The 4296-nt window shown below is 48.3% G+C and carries 3 protein-coding genes; all 3 read left to right on the forward strand.

From position 1 onward, the window contains the following. On the forward strand, positions 1-401 hold a 401-nt coding region (locus BRW63_RS28350; RefSeq protein ID WP_189645269.1), incomplete at its 5' end, for an ATP-binding cassette domain-containing protein. 94 nt (positions 402-495) lie between these two features. Next, positions 496-1968: an HlyD family type I secretion periplasmic adaptor subunit gene (locus tag BRW63_RS16405; RefSeq protein WP_073072842.1), complete on the forward strand. Its 1473-nt coding sequence runs from the start codon at positions 496-498 to the stop codon at positions 1966-1968. Between the two features lie 641 nt (positions 1969-2609). Beyond that, a complete protein-coding gene (locus BRW63_RS16410) occupies positions 2610-4001 on the forward strand; it encodes a hypothetical protein (protein WP_073072850.1) in 1392 nt (463 codons plus the stop codon). Positions 4002-4296 lie beyond the last annotated feature (295 nt).

Raw genomic sequence — 4296 nt, forward strand, 5'->3', positions numbered from 1 at the left:
TGGAAGCAGCGCGGGTGGCCGAAGCTCACGACTTTATCATGCAGTTGCCCGATGGTTACGCGACGCAAATTGGCGAACGTGGCTCGGCACTGTCAGGCGGACAACGACAACGAATTGCGATCGCTCGTGTGGTGCTTCGCAATCCACGATTGTTGATTTTCGATGAGGCAACTAGTGCCTTAGATTATGAAACCGAACGTCGAGTTTGCACCAATTTGATGCAGCGTTTTCAGGGTCGCACCTGCTTTTTTATTACCCACCGACTGAATACGATCGCCCGTTCCGACTGGATTCTCTTTATGCAATCTGGCATCATCGCCGAGCAGGGAACCCACCAAGACTTAATGGCACGTCGTCAACTCTATTACTGCCTCTATGCCCAACAATCACGGCAGCCATAATCGGTCAAAAGATTGTTGAACGTCTGTGTTCGATCGCCCACTCCCACCGTCCATTTTTATTCACAGAAACCCATCACTTCCCTGGAGAAGATCTATGAGTCGTCCTCGATTGTTTGCTCCCTTAGCGGCACTGCAAACGCGCTACCGAACCATGCAAGATCAGGTCGAACATGACCTGGAGACCAAAGCCACAGGGTTGCCCACTGCTGGCAATTGGACAAAGCGATTGACGCAAGTGATTTTGCTAGGAATCACGGTTGGGGTAGGCTGGTCAGTTTTGGCGCGAGTGGATGTGGTGGTCAACGCTAGCGGTAAATTAGAGCCACAATCACAGTCTCAGGTTGTTCAAGCTAGAGCAGGAGGGGTCGTAACGGCTGTGCTAGTGCGTGAAGGTGAATCGGTTAAACACGGGCAACTGTTGATGCAATTTGATCGAACTGCGCTGCTGAATCGGTTGCAGGAATTGTTGCTTCAACGTCAGAGACTTGTTAAAGAAACAGCGGTGCTGCGAGTTGCCCAACAGGGAAAATCATTGCAGACTTTAGGAAAAAGCAATCTTGAGATGACACCCGAACTCACGGGCCAAGTACAAACGCGCTTGCTGTTGGTGGCTCAACTCACCGGGAACCCCAGCAGTCTTGCCCCAGAACAACTCCAACGCTATAACCTCTATCAACAGCAATTGCGCGATCGTCAATCCCTCAGTCAGCTACAAAAGTCTAGTCTGCAAACCAAAATTGCTGACTCTGATGCACAAATTACTCAAACTCAGTTTCAACTACAGCGCGAGCAAGAACTGCTCGCGAGATTGCGCCCGTTAGTCAAGCAAGGTGCGATTCCTCGTGTCACATTATTGCAGCGTGAGGTAGGGGTTGGCGATCTGCAAAAACAACTGATCCAGAGTCGTCTGCAAAAAGAACAGGTAGAAATTGGGCAACTGCAAACCAGGGTTGAAGACGGCAAACTGCTGAATGAAACCCAACAGGATTTGCAAAAACAGTTGGCTGAATTAGATACCAAGTTTGACAGCATCATTAAGGACAATCAGCGTCAGATGATTGAAGTCAACTCGCAGCTCAATCAAGTTCGTCTTGATCTCAAAAATCAGGGGTTGCGCTCCCCAGCCGATGGTGTGGTGTTTGAACTGGGGTCAAAACTGCCGGGTGCGGTCACTCAGCCAGGTCAAACGCTGCTGCAAGTAGTGCCCAATGAGTCGCTGACGGCGCGAGTTCAGGTAGCAAATGCTGATATTGCCAATGTTCGTGTGGGTATGCCTGTAGATGTTCGCATTGATGCTTACCCTTTCACCGAGTTTGGCGCTGTAAAAGGAGTGATCTCAAAAGTGGGCAGTGAAGCGGTTCCGGTGAGTCAGCAGTCCCCACGATCGACCGTTTTTCCGATCGAAGTGCGGCTCGATCGCCAGTTTCTTGAGCGGCGATCGCAGCGATTTTCGTTGACACCGGGCATGACGATTACCACCTTGATCAAAGTCCGACAACGAGCACCGATCAGTTACGTCACCGAAGAAATCACCAAGGCGTTTGATGGCATGAAATCTGTTCGCTAACGATCATCGATTAAATATTCTGTAATTCTGTAGGGGCACGACATGTCGTGCCCCTATTTATTATTAGACGTGTGCCCCTTATTAATTAGAACTCACAATATTCTGGTTCTAATTACGAGAATTTAATTGAAAATAGGGTTGCCATTTGATTGAAGTTTGTTATAGTAGGTGCAGGGCGACGATGTGACTCAGAAGAATTCAAAACTCCACTTTGCCCAAGCGTTTTAACTCTCTAGACTTACCAGCATTTACCGCAGAGATTTTAACTACACCTGTCATCTTTAGAGCCTTCTAAGATAGACCCCATAAATCTCTTGATGATTCTCTTAGCTTGTGCGAGATTGAGAGTTTTATTTTTCAAGTTCATCATCATCTACTCACTGCTGAATACGATGATGGCTTAACTCTGAAGAATTAGTAGGTGTCAACCACTCGTTACCGCTAATATTCAACAAGCCTCTAAATCATGAAGCAATAACTTCTAAATTTACGGCAACATCAGCAATCAGAGTTAATCCATCTATCGTTATTAGAAGTGATTTTTGCCTGTCAAAAACTGACTAACCAAACTCTACATCAGCATTGATGCAAGCAGTTTAATCTTTGTACATTGTCCTTTTCCTGAAATTTTAGGAGTCACTATGGAAGCCTTGAACAACCAATCTCAGTTAGCACAACAAAATGCGGCTGGAATCGCAGATCCAACTCTCGGCACTGCAAATTCTAATGCCTCGACTAGCCAATCAAAAGGCTCCCTTGAGCAAGATGTGACCCTCGAACGATCGCTTAATGAATCACTCGCACCAGACGAGCGCGAAACCATTGTCGCTACCCCCGATGACCACGACCACGCGCCAGTCTTTGGTAAGTTTCAAACTCATATTGAGTTAGATCAGGTTGCCTCTGCTAGGGGTCTTGATGCGAGCAAACTGACTCGTGAGGATTCATTTCGAGATAACCTTGGCTCTAAAGGCGACTACTTAAACCCCAAAGGGGGCAACAATGTCGTGATTGGGTCGGGCGACAGTGACGTGATTCGAGGAACCGGACGCGGCTTTAACACGATTACCACTGGCACAGGTAAAGATACCGTCATTCTTGGAAAGGAAACGACCAACCGGGTGCTTGACTTTGATGCCTCCAGCGATCGCTTTGTGATCTCAGGAGTCAACCCCAAAAACATCATCATTGCTCAAGGCAAAAACCCCGGCAAAGGGGGACTAGACCAACCCCTCGATTCAGTCAACAATGCGCTAGTCATTGACAAAAAAACAGAACACATTCTCGCATCGTTGCCGTTTGTGAAAGCATCTGATCTCTCTGAGAAAAACTTTGCGCTCAACAGTCGTGAGGCAAACCAAAGTCTGGCAAATCTCAAGCAAGAAGGCTTTAAGTCTCAGAAAGGCGATGGCAAGCTCACGGGCACCCTGGGGCACGATCGCTTAGTCGGCGGAAGCGGAGATGACTTCCTCTATGTCGGCAACGATGGCTTCAAGACGGTCACTGCTAAAGGCACCGGCCCGGCTGAGTTTCCCTTCGCCAACGACAGCCCCGGAACGACAGAACTCAACAGTGAGTTAAAGGACGGAGTTCTCAAAATCAACGGCGCCTACAAAAATTTTGATGCCTTCCCACTCTTTAGCCAGGGCGAAACTACCATTGACCCCAACGCTAAAATTCTCAATGGCTCAGACCCAGTGTCATTGGTGAATAACTTTTTGAAAGTTCCGAAAGATGTCGAAGGCAATCTCCTTTCTGGAACTCATCTGCACTTTAGCCCTTCTGGAGACAGTCGCGGAAACTTTGCTGATGCAACCGTTGTTCGCTTCTTAACGAATACCCCAACCGATGCTAAGTCTGGCACGATCTCGGCTGAGTTTGAGTTGACTCCAACCGAGCAAGCTGCTTTCTTGGCAGGCGATCTCTATGCCAATCTTCACACCAACATTGATGGCGATGGCGACGGTAGAGCCGGGTTCCCCACCGGAGAGAATCGCATCAATTTCAACAAAGATGTTGTGAAGTTTGCATAGTGTGATCAACTGAAAGTTCTTTCGTCTCTGAATGCGCTTCCTGCATAAATACTCTGCTCTCACCCTAGCCCTCTCCCCAGAGAGAGGGAACAAGAGATGGCTCCCTTCTCACCAGGGAGAAGGGTTGGCGAGGGCTTCGCCCCACTTCGTGAGGAGGGCAGAGTATTCATGCAGGAGATCTAAGTAGCTAGGCGCAATTAAATATAAAACGCTCCAGTGAGTACTCACCCGATTGACTCCGGGATTCCATCCCCCGCATCACCACCTTGGCTAAGTCATACTGATTATCGAACAT

It is taken from the genome of Phormidesmis priestleyi ULC007 (genome assembly GCF_001895925.1).
GTDB classification, from domain to species: Bacteria; Cyanobacteriota; Cyanobacteriia; order Leptolyngbyales; family Leptolyngbyaceae; genus Phormidesmis_A; species Phormidesmis_A priestleyi_A.

Bases quoted from the DNA above. Each gene is read 5' to 3' on its own strand.
- BRW63_RS16405 (WP_073072842.1), top strand. From the start codon at position 496: ATGAGTCGTCCTCGATTGTTTGCTCCCTTAGCGGCACTGCAAACGCGC.
- BRW63_RS16410 (WP_073072850.1), top strand. From the start codon at position 2,610: ATGGAAGCCTTGAACAACCAATCTCAGTTAGCACAACAAAATGCGGCT.